17 protein-coding genes and 1 pseudogene are annotated in these 16,092 nt (G+C 60.2%); 10 read left to right on the top strand and 8 right to left on the bottom strand.

Annotated features, from left to right (window positions below; translation table 11 throughout):
- The first annotated feature begins 383 nt into the window (after positions 1–383).
- The 3 genes from phnC to phnE all read left to right on the top strand — a co-directional run bounded on the left by phnC (position 384) and on the right by phnE (position 3,138).
- Positions 384–1,295 carry a phosphonate ABC transporter ATP-binding protein gene (phnC, locus tag JMY24_RS31250; protein ID WP_128597552.1) on the top strand — a complete coding sequence of 304 codons (912 nt, stop codon included), beginning with the start codon at positions 384–386 and terminating at the stop codon, positions 1,293–1,295.
- A gap of 41 nt (positions 1,296–1,336) precedes the next feature.
- The gene (gene phnD, locus JMY24_RS31245; protein WP_128597553.1) at positions 1,337–2,308 is read left to right on the top strand and encodes a phosphonate ABC transporter substrate-binding protein; all 972 of its coding nucleotides are present in this window, start codon (positions 1,337–1,339) and stop codon (positions 2,306–2,308) included.
- A gap of 95 nt (positions 2,309–2,403) precedes the next feature.
- A complete protein-coding gene (gene phnE, locus JMY24_RS31240) occupies positions 2,404–3,138 on the top strand; it encodes a phosphonate ABC transporter, permease protein PhnE (protein WP_128597579.1) in 735 nt (244 codons plus the stop codon).
- A gap of 53 nt (positions 3,139–3,191) precedes the next feature.
- Here the strand turns inward: phnE and phnN are convergent, their stop codons facing one another.
- Genes phnN through phnF form a run of 3 tightly spaced genes read right to left on the bottom strand, consistent with a single transcriptional unit; the run spans position 3,192 to position 5,226 of the window.
- Entirely contained in the window at positions 3,192–3,755 is a 564-nt protein-coding gene (gene phnN, locus JMY24_RS31235; RefSeq protein ID WP_201703482.1) for a phosphonate metabolism protein/1,5-bisphosphokinase (PRPP-forming) PhnN, read from the bottom strand.
- Positions 3,752–4,471 carry a DUF1045 domain-containing protein gene (locus JMY24_RS31230; protein ID WP_128597554.1) on the bottom strand — a complete coding sequence of 240 codons (720 nt, stop codon included), beginning with the start codon at positions 4,469–4,471 and terminating at the stop codon, positions 3,752–3,754. The genes phnN and JMY24_RS31230 overlap by 4 nt, the downstream gene beginning before the upstream one ends.
- Positions 4,468–5,226 carry a phosphonate metabolism transcriptional regulator PhnF gene (gene phnF, locus JMY24_RS31225; protein WP_128597555.1) on the bottom strand — a complete coding sequence of 253 codons (759 nt, stop codon included), beginning with the start codon at positions 5,224–5,226 and terminating at the stop codon, positions 4,468–4,470. The genes JMY24_RS31230 and phnF overlap by 4 nt, the downstream gene beginning before the upstream one ends.
- Before the next feature lie 183 nt (positions 5,227–5,409).
- Between phnF and phnG the strand changes: the two genes are divergently transcribed.
- The 7 genes from phnG to JMY24_RS31190 are packed head-to-tail and all read left to right on the top strand — an operon-like array spanning position 5,410 to position 11,242.
- Positions 5,410–5,901 carry a phosphonate C-P lyase system protein PhnG gene (gene phnG / locus JMY24_RS31220; RefSeq protein WP_128597556.1) on the top strand — a complete coding sequence of 164 codons (492 nt, stop codon included), beginning with the start codon at positions 5,410–5,412 and terminating at the stop codon, positions 5,899–5,901.
- Positions 5,898–6,557, top strand: a complete 660-nt coding sequence (phnH, locus tag JMY24_RS31215) for a phosphonate C-P lyase system protein PhnH (protein WP_236597595.1) — start codon at positions 5,898–5,900, stop codon at positions 6,555–6,557. Before phnG ends, phnH begins: the two co-directional genes overlap by 4 nt.
- On the top strand, positions 6,557–7,657 hold the full coding sequence (locus JMY24_RS31210) for a carbon-phosphorus lyase complex subunit (protein WP_201703481.1): 1,101 nt from the start codon (positions 6,557–6,559) through the stop codon (positions 7,655–7,657). The genes phnH and JMY24_RS31210 overlap by 1 nt, the downstream gene beginning before the upstream one ends.
- On the top strand, positions 7,654–8,529 hold the full coding sequence (locus JMY24_RS31205; protein WP_128597557.1) for an alpha-D-ribose 1-methylphosphonate 5-phosphate C-P-lyase PhnJ: 876 nt from the start codon (positions 7,654–7,656) through the stop codon (positions 8,527–8,529). Before JMY24_RS31210 ends, JMY24_RS31205 begins: the two co-directional genes overlap by 4 nt.
- A gap of 14 nt (positions 8,530–8,543) precedes the next feature.
- Positions 8,544–9,314: a phosphonate C-P lyase system protein PhnK gene (gene phnK, locus JMY24_RS31200; RefSeq protein WP_128597581.1), complete on the top strand. Its 771-nt coding sequence runs from the start codon at positions 8,544–8,546 to the stop codon at positions 9,312–9,314.
- Between the two features lie 9 nt (positions 9,315–9,323).
- A complete protein-coding gene (gene phnL, locus JMY24_RS31195; protein ID WP_128597558.1) occupies positions 9,324–10,115 on the top strand; it encodes a phosphonate C-P lyase system protein PhnL in 792 nt (263 codons plus the stop codon).
- Positions 10,109–11,242: an alpha-D-ribose 1-methylphosphonate 5-triphosphate diphosphatase gene (locus tag JMY24_RS31190; protein WP_128597559.1), complete on the top strand. Its 1,134-nt coding sequence runs from the start codon at positions 10,109–10,111 to the stop codon at positions 11,240–11,242. Before phnL ends, JMY24_RS31190 begins: the two co-directional genes overlap by 7 nt.
- A 278-nt stretch (positions 11,243–11,520) precedes the next feature.
- Here the strand turns inward: JMY24_RS31190 and JMY24_RS31185 are convergent.
- The 5 genes and pseudogenes from JMY24_RS31185 to JMY24_RS31165 all read right to left on the bottom strand — a co-directional run.
- Positions 11,521–11,666 (bottom strand): annotated as a pseudogene (locus JMY24_RS31185) (IS30 family transposase); the annotation flags it as partial.
- Positions 11,667–12,337: 671 nt separating this feature from the next.
- The gene (locus tag JMY24_RS31180) at positions 12,338–13,888 is read right to left on the bottom strand and encodes an EAL domain-containing protein (RefSeq protein WP_201703479.1); all 1,551 of its coding nucleotides are present in this window, start codon (positions 13,886–13,888) and stop codon (positions 12,338–12,340) included.
- Entirely contained in the window at positions 13,881–14,876 is a 996-nt protein-coding gene (gene fliG / locus JMY24_RS31175) for a flagellar motor switch protein FliG (protein WP_128597560.1), read from the bottom strand. The genes JMY24_RS31180 and fliG overlap by 8 nt, the downstream gene beginning before the upstream one ends.
- A 114-nt stretch (positions 14,877–14,990) precedes the next feature.
- Complete coding sequence (locus JMY24_RS31170; RefSeq protein WP_128597561.1) at positions 14,991–15,380, bottom strand: hypothetical protein; 390 nt, start codon at positions 15,378–15,380, stop codon at positions 14,991–14,993.
- Between the two features lie 212 nt (positions 15,381–15,592).
- Positions 15,593–15,820 (bottom strand): hypothetical protein, encoded by a 228-nt coding sequence (locus JMY24_RS31165; RefSeq protein WP_128597562.1) that lies wholly within the window; start codon positions 15,818–15,820, stop codon positions 15,593–15,595.
- Between the last annotated feature and the right edge of the window lie 272 nt (positions 15,821–16,092).

Here is a 16,092-nt window from a genome sequence, read left to right as displayed (position 1 = left end):
GTTTTGCAAAGGCCATTGCAGTCTTTTTCGGTTCATGTCTCGTCCTCGTTGATGGACAACAAAACAACCTCCGGACAGACAATTTTTTGCAACCTGTTTGCGTCGAGTCCCTGAACGTTGACTTTCGATTAGCTGTATATCGGGGTTTGCACAAGAACTTAAGCGAGTCCAAGCGTTGGGCTTGCCGGCGACCAACGCAATTGAGTTCGGACTGCAGTCACTCGGGATGCGTATGAACGTTGGAAAAGACCAACCAGCTGGGCATCTCCGCCGCGTCTGCTTGTGTATTCATCTAGACGACTTACTAGCGTCACCGCGTCGTCATGTTGCGTTCCTAGAATCCATCCGACGCTGCAGTTCTCAAGCGTGATAATGAGGACATCATGGAAGCAATTCACATCGAACGGCTGTGCAAAACGTTCAACAATGGTCGCAAGGCGCTCGACTCCATCGACCTGAAAGTGAGCGAGGGCGAAATGGTCGCGCTGATCGGTGCGTCCGGTTCGGGCAAGTCGACGCTGCTGCGGCAGATTGCAGGCTTCACAGCGTCCGACCCGGCACCGTCGCACGTGACGCTGCTCGGGCGGCCTATCCAGCAGAATGGCAAGGTAGCGCGCGAAGTCCGCAGAATCCGTCGCGATGTCGCTTTTGTATTCCAGCAATTCAACCTGGTCGGGCGTCTCACGGTCCGCACGAATGTGCTGATCGGCGCGTTGTCGCGCGTGTCATTGTGGCGGCGTTTGATTGGTCGGTTCCCGCGCGGCGAGCAGGAACTTGCGGCAGCCTCGCTCTCGGCCATGGGCATTGCCGACCATATCAATGAGCGCGCCAGCACGCTATCGGGCGGCCAGCAGCAGCGCGCTGCGCTTGCACGCGCGCTGGTCCAGCGGGCACGCATTGTCCTTGCCGATGAACCGATCGCATCGCTTGATCCCGAATCTTCACGACGCGTGATGGAACTGCTCCAGTCGCTGAACGAAGACCACGGCCTGACGGTGGTCGTGTCGCTCCATCAGATCGACATTGCGATGAAGTACTGTGCTAGAACGGTCGCGCTGCGTAACGGTTGTGTGGTGTACGACGGCCCTTCCGCGAGCCTTACACCGGCGTTGTTGCGCGAGCTTTATGGTGCGGCGGCCGAAGAATTACTGACCGATACCACTATCGACAGCGATGCCGATGCCGATACAGGCCCGGCCCAGCACGACCCGGTTCGCCAGAACGAACGCGCAGCAGTGCGTGTCGAAGCCGCATCGACTCGAGCAGCTGCATTCGCGTCGGTCGCGAGCTGGTGATCAGACAACGTTTTGTTCTCTTCTAAACCTGGACCCATTCGATGAAATCAGCCCGTTTCCTTCTGCCCGCCGCGGTGTTTGCTGCGTGCCTCGTATCGCAGGCAGCACTTGCTGAAACGATCAACTTCGGCATTATCTCGACCGATAGTTCCGCCGCGCTCAAACAGCGCTGGCAACCGCTGATCGACGACCTCAACAAGCAGACCGGCCTCGAAGTGAAGCCGTTCTTCGCGACGGACTATGCCGGCATCATCGAAGGTATGCGTTTCAATAAGGTTCAGATCGGCTACTTTGGCAATGCATCGGCCATTGAAGCAGTGGATCGTGGTAACGGCGAAGTGTTTGCGAAGGTGAAGTACAAAAGCGGTGAGGCGGGGTACTACTCGCTGCTAATCACGAACGTGAACAGCAAGTGGAAAACCGTTGACCAGGTGCTGAAAAATACCCACGACATCAACCTCGGTTTCGGCGATCCAAACTCGACGTCCGGCACGCTCGTGCCGTCGTATTACCTGTTCGCCAGGAACGGCATCTCGGTGCGCAGCGACTTCAAGAGCGTGCTGCCGTCGAGCCATGAAGCTAACATGCTGGCCGTCGTGAACAATCGCGTCGATGTTGCGACCAACAACACCGACATGGTGGAAACATTGCGGCAACAGCACCCCGAGTTGCTGCAGCGCGTGCGCATATTGTGGAAGTCGCCGCTGATTCCGTCGGATCCGATGGTATGGCGCCGTGACTTGCCGCAGGCCACGAAGGACAAGCTGCGCAATTTCTTCGATCACTACGCGCAGACCGATCCGCGCGAGAAAGCGATCGTGGAGGGCATCACGGGCTTGTCGGGCTTCACCGATTCCACCGATGCGCAGTTGGTTCCAATTCGCCAAATGGCCTTGTTCCAGAAGAAGCAACAGATCCAGAACGACGCCCATCTGTCCGATGACGACAAGAAAGCGCAGATTGCCGCGCTCGACCAGAAACTGGCGCAACTCGACAAGGTGGCGGCGAAGTGAAGCACGTAGTCGACGCTTACTCCTTCGATGGCGCCGGCGCACGCCTCGAGGCTATTAAGCACTGGACCCATCCACCCAAGCGCAGCTGGTTGTCGATGCTCGGCTGGGTCGCTTTCGTGGCCATCCTCGGGGTGTCATGGCGTAGCGCCGACATGCGTCCGCTCGATCTGTTCGCCGATCCGGGCAACATGGTGCAGTTCGGCAAGGACTTTTTCCCGCCGGATTTTCACGACTGGCGTACCTATGTTCACGAGATGATCGTGACGCTTGCGGTAGCGGTGTGGGGCACGGCGTTGTCGCTAGTTTTTGCGGTGCCGTGCGGGTTGTTATCGGCTTATAACATTGCGCCGGTGTGGGTCGTCCAGCCCGTGCGACGCTTGATGGACGCTTGCCGCGCGATCAACGAGATGGTCTTCGCGATGCTGTTTATCGTGGCCGTCGGGCTCGGGCCGTTCGCGGGTGTGCTCGCGCTTTGGGTGCACACCACCGGTGTGCTTGCCAAGCTTTTTGCCGAAGCTGTTGAAGCAATCGACGCGCGTCCGGCCGAGGGCGTGCGCGCCACCGGCGCAAGCAGTCTTGACGAAGTGCTTTACGGCGTGCTGCCGCAGGTCCTGCCGCTGTGGATATCGTTCGCGTTGTACCGGTTCGAATCGAACGTGCGCTCGGCGATGGTCGTTGGCATGGTTGGCGCAGGAGGCATTGGTGTGGTGCTGTACGAGTCGATCCGCTCGTTCAACTACGCACAGACTGCGGCTGTATTGCTGATGGTTATCGTGATCGTGAGTTTGATCGATCTTGGCTCTGCATGGCTGCGAGAGCGCGTGATCTAAGCTTGATGTTGCGAAGATATCGGCCGGTACGAAATTGGCACCGGCCGATATTTTTATCGAGCCGGGTTTAGCGGCTGATTGATCGCGGCGAGGAGTTGTTCCCCGGCATCGGCCAGCAGGCCTGAGTTATCGATAGTTATCACCTGCGCCTCTTGCGGCAAGACGAGCGCCGGACGCCGCGCGAGACGCGCCTCCATCTGTTGCGAGTCTTCACGGCCCCGCCGTTGCAGACGCGCTGCAAGTACGGTTGGGTTCGCGTGGATGTGGACGAACTGCGTGTGTGGATAACGTTCGAGCGCGGCAGGCGCGTGCTGACGCGAGCCGTTCACGACCACGGCCAAGCCACGCGCGAGCCACGCATCGATTTCCACGCCGATTCCATAGTGCAGTCCGAGGCTTTGCCAGTGCATCGAAAATACGCCACTTGCGAGGCGCGCAGCGAATTCATCGTGCGTGAGCGCAACGTGATTCTCGCCTACCGAAACGGACCGCGTGATGTATCGATGAGCGAACATCACCTGCGACCCAATGCGCTCGCGCACGAAGCAGAGCAGCGAATCCTTGCCTGCGCCCGATGGTCCCATCACGTAGATCAATCTGCCTCGATCGGCGTTCATGCGCTTTCTCCAGCATCGCCAAAAGGCAGACGCTGCCAAAGAGAGAAGGGCGCGGCGCGATCATGCTGAACGAAGAGTGCCGCGCCGTGAAAAGGCAGCGGACCAAGCGATTCGCTGCGCGCCTGCCAGAGCGTCCTGATTGCAGCGCGCAACGGCGCAGAATCGATGGAATCGGAAAGCGTCATGTGGAATCGGAATTCGTCGAGCACGTAGGGATAGCCCCATTCGTGCAGCAATGCGCGTTGCCGCGGGTTCAGAGTCGGCGCGAGCCGCCGCCCGGTGTCTTCGGACGATGGCCGGGCGCGCAGCGAGGCGAGGGCATGCAAGGCGTTTGCTGCGATGTCGCCGATGACTTCGTCGTGGTCCGGTTGCGCGGCTCGAAGTGCGACGAAACGGTCTAATTCCGCAGCCTGCATCGGGACATTGAATGGCGAAATTTTTTTCGCCCACGCTTTTGCAGCCGAGACGACATGTTCCCGCGTGCAACCCGCGGCGATATGAAACGGCGGTACCAGCGTGCCGTGCCACCCGTATCGGCGCGGTGCGACGGTCAGCGACGCGATTGGCTGTGCAAGCGCGGGAACAGGAGGTGGTTCCACGGACTCGCCAGATTCTGCGTCCCGGCCAAGCCATTCGCTGCCTGCCTGCCACCATGCGGACGACAAGGGCGGCGCATAGTAAAGCGCGATGCGCGCGTCGTGCGTCCACGCGCTCATACACCATCCTCCACCAGCAGTTGCACGCGGTCCGCCGCGAAATGGGTGATGCCGTATTTGATGGGCACGCCAGCTTCATCCACATCGACGCTTTCGACCCACATGACAGGCTGCTGACGATTGATCTGCAAACGCCGCGCGACCTCGGAGCTTGGCAAAACGCAGCCAATACGGCTCCATTTGCGCGTGTAATCGGTTACGCCGAATTCGGCTAGCGCCGCGCTAACGCCAGGCTTGCCCGCGAGCACCGCGGGAAAATCGGCGAAACGCATTGCGGGGTACCAGCTTCGCGCGTAGGTCAGCGGTACGTCATCGGAGTCATGGCGCGTCTCGATCTCGTAGACGAGTGTGCCCGCACGAATGCCGAGCGCCCTGGCGGCGACCGGATCGGCTTTGACCTTCCCGCTCGACAACACCACGCCCGCCGATGGCTGATTGTGGCGGCGCAGGTTTTCTGTAAAACGCGTGCGCCGTCCAATCTGGTAATCGATCGCGCCAGGCTGCACGAACGTGCCACGTCCTTGCTCTACGCTAACCAGCCCCGTCGCTGCAAGGCGCAGCATCGCGCGGCGCACGGTATGGCGGTTGACGTCGAAGCGCCGCGCGAGTTCTGCCTCGCTCGGCAACCGGCCTTCCTCGCCAAAGCTCTTCGCTGTAATTTCTGCCGAAAGGATCTGTTCGATTTGGCGCCATACGGCTACGCCCGCGCCGCGCTCCACTGCAAGCGCGGCCGCGCCCGTTTCGTTGGATGTCATGGTGGTGTCATTCCTGTCGGATTGAATATCGTCACTTGCATTGTAGTGTGCGGCCGATGATGGAAATGTGAAAGCGGGACACGAGGATACTGCTTGTGTCTACATGAACAGACGTCTAGACGACCAGACGACTAATTCAATGCGGCATGCAAATTACGGCACCATCAAAACACGAGGTTGACGATGAACATTTCTGCGCGGCCGTCCGAGTTGGCGCGGCAAGCCACCCGGCGCGAATGGCTCGCGATCCTGGCGCGTACGCCGCTCGCCCGAATGAACGAAGCAATGAACTCGGCGCTCGGCGCAGACGGTCCACCGCATTTCGACTGGCTGCGTGCGCCGGATATCGGCCTCGCGATGGTGCGCGGACGCGTCGGTGGCTCGGGCGACGCATTCAATCTCGGCGAAGCGACCGTCACGCGCGCAACGCTGCGCGTCCGGTCCGATGACGGGCGCGCAACGGTCGGCATGGCGGTTCATATGGGACGCGACAAGGAGCGGGCAACGCTTGCGGCGTTAGCTGATGCGCTGCTGCAAATGCCGGCGTTCGAAGCGCGCATGCAGCAGCACGTGATTGCACCGCTGGCTGCACGCATTGCCGAAACCCGACAGCAAAAACAGGCACGTGCGGCGGCTACGAAAGTTGAATTCTTCACGATGGTGAGAGGTGAATGATGCAAAGCAATAATCCATGGCCGGGCGCGCGGGACGCGAGCGCGGGCATCGACCTGTCGACGCTTACGCCCGGTTTCGCCGACACCGTCCATGATTCGCAGGGTGTATTTCGCTCGCTGCTGGATGCATTGTCCCGGCCCGGCAAGATTGTCTCCATTGACGCAGTGATGCCGACCCTTACGAACCAGAAGCAAGAGAAACATGTGCCGCTCGCGGCCTACGCCGCACTGCTCGCGCTCGCCGACTATTCGACGCCGGTGCTACTGCAGCATGAACATCGTTCATTGAGCGACGCGCTGCGCTTCCATACCGGCGCCCCGGTGACGCGTGAGTGTTCGGAAGCCGTATTCGCCTATCTCGACGACGCCTTTTCGATGCCATCAATCGATGACTTTTCGCTTGGCGAACCCGAGACGCCGGAAACGGCCGCGATGTTGTTCATCCGGGTGAACTCGCTGACAAGCGGCGCGCCGACGACGTGGCGCGGCCCCGGAATCCGTGAGTCGCAAACGGTTTGCGTGGAAGGCGTTCCGGCCTCGTTCTGGGACAAGCGGGCGCAACTTGCGAGCGACTTTCCTTGCGGTGTCGATTGCTACTTCGTGCATGGTGGCTCGGTGATCGGCCTGCCCCGCACAACACGCGTGGAGGTGGCCTGATGTACGTCGCAGTCAAAGGTGGCGAACGTGCGATCGAACGCTCATGGGATCTGCTCGCGGACAAACGCCGTGGCGATCAGGCGTTGCCAGAACTCAGCGTCAGCCAGATTCGCGAGCAACTCCGGCTTGCCGTCGCGCGTGTGATGACGGAGGGATCGGTCTACGACGAAGAACTCGCCGCCCTCGCGATCAAACAGGCGGCGGGCGATCTGGTCGAGGCGATTTTTTTGCTGCGCGCTTACCGGACGACGTTGCCGCGATTCGGCTATACGCTACCGATCGATACAGAAGAGATGTGCGTCGAGCGGCGGATCTCGGCGGCATTCAAGGACATCCCCGGTGGTCAGATCCTGGGTGGAACCTACGATTACACACAGCGACTTCTGAATTTCAAATTGCTTGCCGAAGGTGCCGCGTCCGATAACGAAAAGAACATCGATGAGCCGTCATGGAAGCAAGACCCTATGCCGCGCGTGCTGGCCATGCTCGACAAGGAAGGCCTGATTGAGCAGGAAAGGGCGCATGCTGATGCGCCCGAACCAGGCGATATCACTCGCGAACCGCTGACGTTTCCCGCCGATCGTACCGTTCGCCTGCAGAACCTCGCACGCGCCGACGAAGGTTTCCTGCTTGCGTTGGGCTATGCAACGCAGCGCGGCTATTCGCACACGCATCCGTTCGCGGGCGAGATTCGCAACGGCGAAGTCGCGGTCGAAATGGACATAGAAGAATTGGGATTCTCGATTGAGATCGGCGACATGGAAGTCACCGAATGTCAGATGATCAATCAGTTCGCCGGCAGCGGCGACGTGCCTCCGACTTTTACACAAGGTTACGGACTCGCGTTCGGACACTCGGAGCGCAAGGCGATGGCGATGGCACTCGTCGACCGCTCGCTGCGCGCGCCCGATATTGGAGAGACGGTTGCGTCGCCGACCCAGGACGCCGAGTTCGTCCTGTCCCACAGCGACAACGTGGAAGCATCGGGCTTCGTGCAACATCTGAAATTGCCGCACTACGTAGACTTTCAGTCGGAGCTCGAGTTGCTGCGGCGGCTGCGCGCGGGGCGGGAAAAAGAGCAGTTGGAGAACGCAGCATGAACGCGCGTACGCAGGAAAGCGCGATTGCGCAAGGCTACAACTTCGCTTACCTCGATGAGCAAACCAAGCGCATGATCCGTCGTGCGTTGCTGAAAGCCGTTGCAATTCCAGGTCATCAGGTACCGTTCGCATCGCGAGAAATGCCGTTGCCTTACGGTTGGGGAACGGGAGGGTTGCAGGTGACCTCGGCGATCATTGGGCGTAGCGATACGCTGAAGGTCATCGACCAGGGCTCCGACGAGACGACCAACGCCGTCAACATCCGGCGTTTTTTCGCGCGCACGGCCGCCATTGCAACCACCATGCGAACCGTGGACGCATCGATCATTCAGACGCGTCACCGGATTCCGGAAACGCCGCTGACGGATGCGCAGATCATCGTGTATCAGGTTCCGATGCCTGAGCCGCTATACCGGCTCGAACCGCGCGTGACCGAATGCCGCAAGCTTCACTCGCTGGCCGACTACGGGCTGATCAATGTGAAGTACTACGAGGACATCGTGCAGCATGGCAGCATCGCAACAACCTACGACTACCCTGTCTTGGTGAACGACCGCTATCTCTCGTCGCCTTCGCCAATCCCCAAGTTCGACAATCCAAAGATGCACATGAACCCCGCGTTGCAGCTATTCGGCGCGGGTCGCGAGCGGCGCATCTACGCCATTCCGCCTTACACAAAGGTCAAGAGCCTTGATTTCGAGGATCATCCGTTCAGCATCCAGCGATGGGAACACAAGTGTGCGCTGTGTGGATCGCGTGAAAGTTTCCTGGACGAGATGATCGTGGATGACGAAGGCAAACGCATGTTCGTCTGTTCGGATACTGACTACTGTCTGGAATACCGCGGCGCTAATGGTCGGGAGGACGTATGAATACTTCAACGTCAATGGTCCCGCTGCTCAGCGCGCGAGGACTCACCAAACGTTACAACGGAAGAGGCGGATGCACCGATGTGGACATTGACATCTACCCGGGCGAAGTGTTGTGCATTGTCGGAGAATCGGGATCGGGGAAATCGACCTTGCTGAACGCGCTCGCGTTGCGCACGCCCGCAGACGACGGCACGTTGACGTACCGTACGGCTGAACATGAAGTGCTGGACCTGTTCAGGCTGCCCATGCCGCGGCGGCGCATGCTTGCTCGTACCGACTGGGGCTTTGTGCATCAGAATGCCCGCGATGGTTTGCGTCATGGTGTGTCGGCGGGAGCGAACATTGGCGAACCTTTGATGGCGAACGGCGCGCGACATTACGGCAAGCTTCGCGATATAGCGTCCGACTGGATGAGCCAGGTCGAACTGGACGCCTCGCGTATCGACGAGTTGCCGTCCGCGTTCTCGGGCGGCATGCAGCAGCGGCTGCAAATTGCGCGCAATCTGGTAACGAAGCCACGCCTCGTGTTCATGGATGAACCAACGGCCGGGCTCGATGTATCCGTGCAGGCGCGCTTGCTGGATCTACTTCGCACATTGACGGGAAAACTGCACCTCGCAGCGCTGATCGTGACGCACGATCTTGGCGTGGCTCGTCTGCTTGCCCATCGCCTGATGGTGATGAAGGATGGGCGCGTGGTGGAGAGCGGACTGACGGACCAGGTGCTGGACGATCCGCAACATTTTTATACGCAGACGCTGGTTGCGTCCGTGCTGCCAGTCTGAGAGCCTGAAATGAATGCCAATATATTCAATGAACTTGCCGACGCCGCTGCCTTTGCCGAACGAAAAACGTTGATGCTGCGCGCACGCGGCGTAGAAAAGACCTTCACGTTGCACCAGCAGGGCGGGGTGAGCATTGCGGCGCTGAGCGGCGTATCGCTCGATGTGGAGCGCGGCGAATGCGTGGTGTTGTCGGGACCCTCGGGGGTCGGCAAGAGCACCTTGCTGCGTTGCATGTATGGCAACTATTTGCTGACACGCGGCGCGGTTACGGTTCGCGATGAGAGCAGCGCTTGCGGGTTTCTATCTCTTTCGGACGCGCACCCGCACGACGTGATCCGCCTGCGCCGCACGACCATGGGTTACGTCAGCCAGTTCCTGCGCGCCATTCCGCGAGTTTCATCAATCGATCTCGTCAGCGAACCGCTCGTGTCGCGTGGCATGAATGAAGATGAAGCGCGCGAACGCGCCGGTGTCTTGCTTGAGCGCCTGAATGTGGTGCGTCGATTGTGGACGCTCGCACCGGCCACGTTTTCGGGTGGTGAGCAACAACGTATCAACATCGCCCGTGGGCTGATCGCCGGGCAGCCTCTTTTGCTACTCGACGAACCAACGGCATCGCTCGATGCTGAGAACCGGCAAGTGGTTGCCGATCTCATCGTCGAAGCGCGCCAGCGTGGCGCGGCGATCGTCGGTATTTTCCACGACGACGATACGCGTGAACGCGTCGCTACTCGTTTGGTTCAACTCAATGCTCCCGCCTCGCAGGCGGCCACGACTACGAAGAACTTACAAAAATGCTGATCAAGAATGCGCGAATCGTCACTCGGGACGAAGAGTTCGTAGGGGTTGTACGCGTCGTCAATGGACGCATTTCAGACGTCGCGCCGGGTACGACTTCAGCCAGCGACGCAGAAGACTGGGGCGGCGATTACCTGCTGCCTGGTCTCGTGGAACTGCACACGGATAACATCGAAAAACATATCGCGCCGCGCCCCGGCGTGCTGTGGAATTCCGATGCTGCGATTGTGGTGCATGACGCGCAAGTGGCGAGCGCGGGGATTACGACTGTTTTCGATGCGTTGGGTATCGGCTCGCGCGGCGGCGTGGGTGTGCGCGGCAAGGAGCTCCAGACCAACAACGCGCACGCCATCGAACGCCTCGCGGGGCAGGGCGTGCTGCGCGTGGATCACTTCCTGCATCTGCGCTGCGAGATCGCGGCCGCCGACGTGCTCGAAGTTTTCGATGGCCTGGTTTCACACCGTCTGCTGCGGCTCGTTTCGGTGATGGACCATACGCCGGGCCAACGTCAATGGCACGACCCGGTGCAATGGCGCAAGTACCAGGAACGTCACGGCAAATGGACCGATGAGCAGGCGGACACCGTGCTGAACGAACTGACCGACGACCAGCAGCGTTACGCGCGGCTTCATCGAGCGGAGATTGTCGCCCGCTGCAAATCGCGTGGCCTGCCGCTCGCAAGTCACGACGATACATCTGTCGAACATGTTCTCGAAGCAGCGGAAAACGGCATTGTGCTCGCTGAATTCCCGACCACGCTCGTCGCGGCGAAGGCAGCGCGCGAGCGCGGAATTTCGACCATTATGGGTGCACCGAACATCGTGCGCGGCGGATCGCACTCGGGCAACGTCTCCGCGTTGGAGATGGCGAAGTCGGGGCTGCTCGACATTTTGTCTTCGGACTACGTACCGTCGAGTTTGCTGACGGCCACCTTCGATCTGGTCGACAAAGCAGGCTGGTCCCTGCCGCAAGCAATGCGCACGGTTTCATCGACGCCGGCCAATGCGGCGGGCATGACGGATCGTGGCGCCATCGCGGTCGGGTTGAGAGCCGACTTTGCACGAGTCGCAATGTCAGATCGGCTGCCTATTCCGCGCGCGACCTTCGTGGAGGGAAACCGCGTCGCGTAGTCAAGCAGGAACAAACCGTGGAAGGTGGTTCTTGACTTCCGTTCCCAAACCTTCTCCTCGGTGCAGACATCACAGACAGCGGTAGCGCGAAGAATTGTTGTCACCGGCCAATGCCCGCAGGGGCAGGCTGGAAGCTCCGAGTTGACGACCTTACTTCATTCGGCAGCGAAGTAAGGTCGTCAACTCGCACGTGCCAAGTAAATTGGTCAATTCGCGTTCGGCCTCGACCATGAAATCCTCGAGCGGGTGACGCCGCACTATTGACGGTCTGCGACGCTTCCACCTGTCTCAGCCAGAATCCCGTGGACTGACGAGTGGTTACGATCAAAAAGCTGGGCGATCTTCTGCAGAGAATGCCCTTGCGCCAACGCTCCCACATCAGTGCTTTCTGCTTCTCGCTGTAAATCCGGCGTCGCTGTTTCATCTGCGACACTCCCACTGCTTGCGCAGCTTCTAGATGCTATGGAAGGGCCGCGGAATTAAGCTCCTGGAGTAGAACGAGGATTCCGACACCCGTTTTTCGAAAGGAGTACGCAAATGGATGCGCCTGACACAGCCCTTCAGGGGCGGGATACGACGATCACCGCTTGCCTGTGTGTCGCCTTCGAATTAGGTGAGAAGAGGTTCCAGCGCTCTGCACATGTGGTATAGGGTGACCGGCCTGATGCCGACACGGATAGAAGTTAGAGGGGGCAAACGCCCGCAGATCAAACACTCCGACCTCGATCCTGTTGAAGTGCCGACTTATACAAAGGAGTCACAAATGAAATGTGGCATCCTCGCAGCACCCTTAAATGGAGACAACTGATCCACGGAAAACAGACCACCCACGGGCTTGACTTCCAATGTCCATAGAAGTGTGTTGCATCCACCGGTTGAATCCGCCGCTGAAAGCGGCCGTAGCGGGAGGCCGCCCCCTGAAGATTTAGCTTTTATGTCAATGATGCGCCGGCAGGGTGTGGCGGATGGCTGTCACCGGACCCATGGCGGCCATCCGGGTCGCCCCACCGGCAAAGATACGTTCTGAAGCGAACGTCTGCTCGCTCACATTGATTGGCACTCCTGGTCTCAAACGGTCTACGCCACGAACGTTGTTCAGGAGGTTATCGCTTTTTCATGCCGCCGCTGCGGGAGTTGCTCCGCTCTCACCGGCCTCTGATAAAGATACCCTTGTGCGAATGGCACTCCCGCTGCGAGCAACGCGGCGTGCTGGGATTCCGTCTCGACGCCCTCCGCAATGACCTGTAACCCGTAGTGCTTCGCAACAGAAACCATAGCCGCAATAAGATCGGCGCCGCCGGTGTCGACCTGGTTTACGAACTGCCGGTCAATCTTCACATAGTCGAACTCGAAGCGGCCGAGCAGATCCAGGTTGCTGTGCTGGGTGCCAAAATCGTCGATCGCAAACCTGACTCCTCTGGCCTTCAGTGCGTTGAAGATCGCTGCCATGCGCGTGCTACCCGCAAGCAGAAACCGTTCGGTCAGCTCGAGAACGAGACTGACGCCCGCTGGCAGCACGACGATCAAATCTTCGACCTGTGCGACGAAGCCCCTGCGTTCCAGGTCGCCCGGCGCGACATTGACCGCAATTCGTAGCGGGACTGCGGGTCGTCGCTGGCTCATCTCGGCAACTGCCATCCTCATCACGAACTGCGTCACCGGCCCCAGCATTTCGCTAGACTCCACTTCCTCCATAAATGAGGCCGGACTTATTGCGCCCCATTTGGGGTGTTGCCACCTCAGCAACGCCTCGACGCCAACCAGTTCGCGACTGGCAGTGTCGACAATCGGCTGGTAGACGACATGGAACTCGTTGCGACTAAGTGCCCGACGCACTGCGTTCAGCAACAGTCGCCGCGGTGCAAAAGTGAGCAGGTAGGCCGCTGCGATCAGGCAGTCAAGCAACAGTCCGGCCGCCAGGCCCGCGATTCTGTACTTCCAGTACATGCCCGAAATGACCCCCCCGGAGGACGACACCAGGATGGCAAACGGCCATTTATGCGACGCGACGCGGGTCGCATAAATGGCCTTGGGTCCGGGCGCTGGCACGAACGCCCCATGGGCATCAATTCGCCCCGTATCCATGACCGATATGGACGCAGTCTGCGCGCCATACCGGACACCGTGCGCGAGCGCATCCATGAGGTAATCCCCTTCAACGATCGACAACACCCCCGTGTGGGGGGCGGTCCGGTTGAATATCACGAGCACCGGCACACCCGGCTGGTACGGTGTCTCGGCGAGAAGACCGATGCTGTCGCCACGGCCCGCCGAGAGCGGATATTCCGACAGGGGAAGATCGATGGGTCCGAGCGCGGAAGAGCAGTAAAGCCGGTCGCCGGACACCAGCGCGACGGCGCGGACATACCGCAGATAGGTTTCCAGCTCGGCCAGCGACGCCCCGACCTGGCTGCAAGGTCTGCCAGCGAGCGCCGCAAGGTCATCCCGGCGTCGTGAACTGACGTCGTCCAGAATCCGGTCAACCGATTCAACCAGATCGTCACCGATCAGTTGCTCATGATCGGCTACCCTGATCTTCGCCTGATATTCGCTGAACAGGATCGCAACGAGCATGACCGCCGCGCCGCAGACGATGCACAGGAACAGCGGCAGGCGCGCTGAGCTTCGACGAAGCTGGTCAGGCATATGCCTCACCCGGCTTGTCGCCCAGCGCTATCTCGCCTGACTCCGCCAGCCGTCGCGCTACCTGCATGATTGCGCGCTGTTGCATTTCGACCTCGGAGAGGCGCACGGGTCCGCGCGTTTCCAGGTCTTCGGCAAACAGGGCCGCCGCGCGTTGTGACATGTTCAGCATGAATTTCTCAACCAGCTCCTGGGGGCCAATCTTCAGTGCGACGATGAGCGCCTGCAGGTCGATGTCGCTCAGCAGCCGCCGGACTGAGCTGTCATGTAGCGTGAGCAGCTTTTCGAAGTTGAACATCTCATCGACGATCTGTTGCGCCAGCTGGTCGTCGTAATCGCGGACGCTTCCAATCACCGAGTCTTCCTGCTGGCTCGACAGATCATTGATGATTTCGGCAGCGACCCGAGGCCCACCCAACCCGCGACGTTGGGCGGTGACGCCGCCCGCAAGGAGTTCGTTCAGTGATTCGTCGAGTTCCCGCAATGCGGCAGGATGGATGCCGTCCAGCGTGGCTATCCGCAGGAGCGCATCGTTGCGGGTGCGTTCAGCGAAGCAGGCCAGAACCCGGGAGGCGTGCTGGGGCTCGAGATGCACGAGCACTGTCGCAATAATCTGCGGGTGCTCGTTCCTGATCAGTTCCGCGACGGCGGGCGGGTCCATCCACTTCAGCCCTTCAATACCGCTAATATCGCCGCCCACTAAGATGCGGTCGAGAACCGCACCGGCCCTGTCTTCCCCCAGTGAGCGGTTGAGCACCGAACGGATGTACTGGTCCGCGTCCAGCGAGAGCGTGGTGTGAGTTTGCGCCTGTGCGATGAAGTCGCAGACCGCATCATCGACGTCACTGTGGGCGACGTTCTTCAGCGCTGCCATCGCCGAGCTGATCTTCCGTACCTCACGCGGGTCGAAATGGCGGAAGGCCTCGGCTGCCTCATCGGGACCGAGCGCCATCAGCAGCATGGCAGCCTTGACGACGCCGTTCCCGCTCATCGAGCGTGCCCCGTCCGCCGAAAGCGCAAGACAAAACTCCGGGCATGCAGCCGGGTCACGCCGATACCAAATCGGTCGTCTGCAAAGACGGGCTGGCTACCAGAACTGCATGTATCAGTCACTCAGTGACTCGCCCTGGCAGGTAACGCCCGCACAGACGTACGCGTAGGCATCGCGCCCGAGCCGCCCCACTTCACGCCAGATGGCTGGCGGGCACCGCTGCCCGGTCGTGTAGAGTTCGATGATGTCCTCACACATTGTGATCAACTGGCCGAGTGCGGCATGGCCGTCATTGGCCCCTGTGCCTTCATTTGTACCGACGGCGGTCCTCGCGGCCTGCGTTTGCTGAACCAGCGCCCGCCATTGCGAACTGGGCACCTCAAGCCCATAACCCCCGAGCTGCGCAGCGGCACTTGAGAGAATGTAGAGGTCCGCCAGCAGCCGCGCGTGGTCGGGCTGCATTGCGACGCGGGCGTCATCCTTGTCCGGCTGCGCGCGTTTCATTCCCGGGCCTCCATCAGCCTCGCCGCGAGCTACAAGGGGCGCGGTGCCCGCATTGGATGAAGCGGCTACGCACGGGGTTGCGGAAGGGAAGGCAGACAGGACATCTGTCGTCCGCATGCGGATCGTCATCTTTGGGTTACGCTCGGCCTCTGCTGCGTACGCGTCATCGCGATCGGCGCTCGCATCAGTGTTCAAACACTGATGCAGGCGGTTCAATTGAGATGAACACAGCCTTCCTCCATGACATGTCCAAGCAGGTCATGTAACGCGTGCAGTCGCAGCCGGTCCCGAGCTGTTATGTCGGTACGTCCCAGCAGACGCTCGACTTCCGATCTCCAGTATTCGCGGCGGATCAGTACCGGGCGGTGGACAAGCGTGTTGACCGCTCTTTCGAGTTCCCCGATGTCGCTCCGGCCGTAGTCCATTGGCTTTTTCTGCATGGCATGTGCCCCTGGTTTGCCTATCACGCGGGTGGTGACCTGACGCGGTCAGCCGCCTCCCACGTCCTCGCTATCGCGCCGTGCGTTGGGGAACGAAGCTACGACAAGGACGCCTGGGACCGACTTACCAGCCGTCCACAACAGCCCGCAAACGTTAGCGCTTTTGCGCGCTTAGCGCGATTAACGGAAGGCCGTCTACAACCTTGATAGGTGTTAACGCTTAATCCGTCCCAAACCGTGACGAGGAATTTCTTTAATCGTATACGGAAAAG

Source organism: Paraburkholderia kirstenboschensis (genome assembly GCF_904848585.1).
Classification (GTDB): Bacteria; Pseudomonadota; Gammaproteobacteria; order Burkholderiales; family Burkholderiaceae; genus Paraburkholderia; species Paraburkholderia kirstenboschensis.
This window is presented reverse-complemented; position numbering and strand designations above follow the sequence as displayed.